We start from the raw sequence: 3255 nt of genomic DNA on the forward strand, positions 1-3255 counted from the left end.
TTGATGCTGTGCGATCCGCGCATCCATACCCGCTCCTATGGCCAGATGTTCCTGACCGCCCTCCCCCCGATGCGCCGCACTTCCGAGCTCAGCGACGTCCAATCGTTCTTTGCGTCCGGCGATCCGATCCTCACGCAGCCAATGCCACACCGACCGAGCTCAACGGATCTGAAAGTCCCTTTTTCGCTCGCGTGGACGTTAGCAGGCTGTTGAGAAAGTCGAACTTTCACGTGGTATGACGATCAGATCTCTCGAACGTTGGTCTTGGGAGGACAATCCGGTGCGTGGAATGGATGATCGTCAAGACGGGAGGTTCAGCTACGTGTCGCTGGAGGATCGGGTGCCTCCCTCGCATCCGTTGCGCCGGTCCGAACCATCGTGGACGAGGCGCTGGCAGGCATGACGGCGGAGTTCGATGCGATGTATGCCATCGAAGGCCGATCCTCGATCGCCCCGGAGCGCCTGTTGCGCGCCTTGTTGCTGCAAGTCTTGTATTCGGTGCGTAGCGAGCGGTTGCTGTGTGAAGCGCTCGACTACAACTTGCTGTTCCGGTGGTTTGTGGGGCTGTCTGCGGACGAGCGGGTATGGAGCCATTCGACGTTCTCCAAGAATCGGGACCGGCTGCTCGCGGCGGATATCGCGCGGGGCTTTTTTGCCGAAGTCTACGGCCGGGCGCAGGCGGCCGGTTTGACCTCGGATGAGCACTTCAGCGTGGACGGCACGTTGATTGATGCCTGGGCATCGCAGAAGAGCTTTCGGCGCAAAGATGGATCGGATGAGGACCCTCCGAAAGGCTCGGGTCGCAATGCCGGACGCAACTTTCACGGTGAGCGTCGGTGCAATGAGACCCATGAGTCCAAGACGGACCCCGAGGCGCTGATGTTTCGCAAGAGTCAGGCGCACCCCGCTAAGCTCTGCTATGCCGGGCAAGTGCTGATGGAGAACCGCCATGGCTTGGTGGCCGAGGCCCGGGTGGTGCGGGCGAGCGGCTCGGCAGAGCGCGATACCGCCATCTAGATGTTGTCGGAGCTTCCCGGCACCCATCCCGTGACCGTGGGCGCGGACAAGGCCTACGACACACGCGGTTTTATCGAGGGAGCCCGCGCTCTCAACGTCACGCCACACGTGGCACAAAACCTCGCGCGGCGCGGTGGCTCGGCCCCTTGACCGGCGCACCACTCGGCATCCCGGCTACCTCATCAGCCAACGGATCCGCAAGCACATCGAAGAGTGTTTTGGATGGGGGAAGACCATTGGCCACGTACGGCAGACCAAATTTCGGGGCACGGCGCGTGTCGACTTTCAATTTGTGCTCACGATGGCAGCCTACAACCTGGTACGGATGCGGAACCTGCTCCATCCGGTACCTTGCTAGGAGAAAGCGGTGTTGATCGTCGTTCATCCTCATCGACCGCACCCCTCGCATAGCACGGGGGCAACCACCATGGCCGAGCGCACTGTTTATTCCGATGTCGCACCCGATTTACTGTCAATAACTCGTATTTTTTATGTCTAGAAGGGTTCTTCAACAGCCTGTTAGGCGCTAAAAACAATGGCATCGCGCATCAGTCATAAAATCACCGTCGCTGAGGCGCCATGGCTGACCGAGCAAGGCTTAGATCTCTCTCGTTTCCCGATCGACTCCGTCCTCCGGCAAGCGCTCTCGCCAAACGAGGAGCAGTTTCGCACGGGCTGCTCCCTACTCAGATCGATGAGCTACGGAGGGCGCGTCGAGGCAGGGGTGTTCCTGCTTGGCCTTCTCCGACAATATCCCGAAGACTACGTGCGTCTTACGTTGATTGCCGAAGCCCTTGGGTCATTCCCGACGGTAGCAACGGTGGACGCCCTCGCGTCGGAACTTCGTCGCGTCAAGGACTCGAGTTCCACGCGCGGATACCTGCGACGCATAATCGACACCCTTGAGCAATATCCGGTGTCGACGGGGATCTAAATCCGCCTGATCTTGTGGGTTAACGCGCCTCGTCCCCAAAATTCGTCGCCGTGTTAGGTCCGATGCTGATCGTGAGTTGAGTTGGGGGTCGATCGGCATCGGGGACCTCGTTACGATTCGGACTGCGCTACCCAACGCCGACGTCACAAACTCCGCTATCCTGATCTGCCACGCCGAAAAAGTGAAGGCCCGGGTACATTCTTGACCGAGAACCCCGGGCCTTCAGCGTCGCGGTACCCCTGTAAGGGGCATGGCCGCGTTACCTTTATGCCAGCGATGCACGGCGTTGTCCAGTCCTATGTGGATTGTGCAGGGCGGTGCTCGAAGACACTCCTCGGCTCTACCACTGCGGGCGCTGCGGTGAGCCAGTACGGATCTGCCGCCGATGCGACCGTGGCAACACCTACTGCGCGGGGCCGTGCGCCACGATCCGCCGACGCGAGTCGCTGCACCGCGCCGGGGCTCGCTACCAGCAGAGCTACCGCGGCGCCTGTCGGCACGCGGCTCGCCAGAACACCTGGCGTGCGCGTCGCGCACAGAAAGTGACGCATCAGGGTTCCCCCGCTTCCAATACCGCTGTCATAGTGGCGTCCCTCTCCACCGAGAGCGTGACGGAGGTGACCGATGCCGAGGCAATCCACCAGAAACAGCGGAGTCCCCCCTGTGCGGCTCAAAGCGCCCAGATCTCCGCACTCACCCTCGCTCGGCTCTACCCGCATCACCCGGCGGGACCGCCACCGCGCTGCAGTTTCTGCCAACGCCCGTTGTCGACCTTCGCGCGTCTCGGCCCCTGGGACGCTGAGCGGAGTGGCCTACGATGATCTCGCGCGCCCTCGAAGCCGAGATCCTGCGCCTCTATCACACCGAGCACTGGCCCATCGGCACCATCGCCACTCAACTGCGCGTGCATCACACGACCGTCCGCCGTGTGCTCGCACCGACCGGGGTGCCGACGGCCCAGAAGACGGTGCGGCCCTCCATGGTCGAACCCTACCTTGCGTTTATCCTCGAGATGCTGACGAACCGGGATTACATGGATGTAATGCTTTTGGGAGGTACAGGACGAAGTTCCCCACCCTGCGCGCGAGCCGTCTGTACCAGATGGTGCGCGAGCGCGGTTATCCGGGCGCTCCCGATCATTTCCGCGCCATCGTTAGCCGGCTGCGCCCGCGACCGGCGGGGGAAGCCTATCTTCGCCTGCGCACCCTGCCCGGCGAACAAGCCCAAGCCGACTGGGCCCACTTCGGCAAGCTCACCGTCGGCCACGCCGTGCGCCCGCTGATGGCCTTCGTGATGGTGCTGAG

Annotated in this window: 2 protein-coding genes and 2 pseudogenes; all 4 read left to right on the forward strand. The window is 62.2% G+C overall.

From position 1 onward, the window contains the following. A partial coding sequence (locus M3461_00815) for a hypothetical protein (GenBank protein MDQ3773023.1) occupies positions 1–213 on the forward strand: 213 nt, incomplete at its 5' end. A 76-nt stretch (positions 214–289) separates the two neighbouring features. Beyond that, a pseudogene (locus M3461_00820) lies at positions 290–1375 on the forward strand (IS5 family transposase). Positions 1376–1552: 177 nt separating this feature from the next. Then, entirely contained in the window at positions 1553–1951 is a 399-nt protein-coding gene (locus tag M3461_00825; protein MDQ3773024.1) for a hypothetical protein, read from the forward strand. An 817-nt stretch (positions 1952–2768) separates the two neighbouring features. Continuing rightward, positions 2769–3255, forward strand: a pseudogene (locus M3461_00830) (IS21 family transposase).

The organism is Pseudomonadota bacterium, assembly GCA_030860485.1.
GTDB lineage: Bacteria > Pseudomonadota > Gammaproteobacteria > JACCXJ01 > JACCXJ01 > JACCXJ01.

Excerpts from the sequence above, each read along its gene's own strand:
- M3461_00825 (MDQ3773024.1), top strand. The coding sequence starts at position 1,553 with ATGGCATCGCGCATCAGTCATAAAATCACCGTCGCTGAGGCGCCATGG.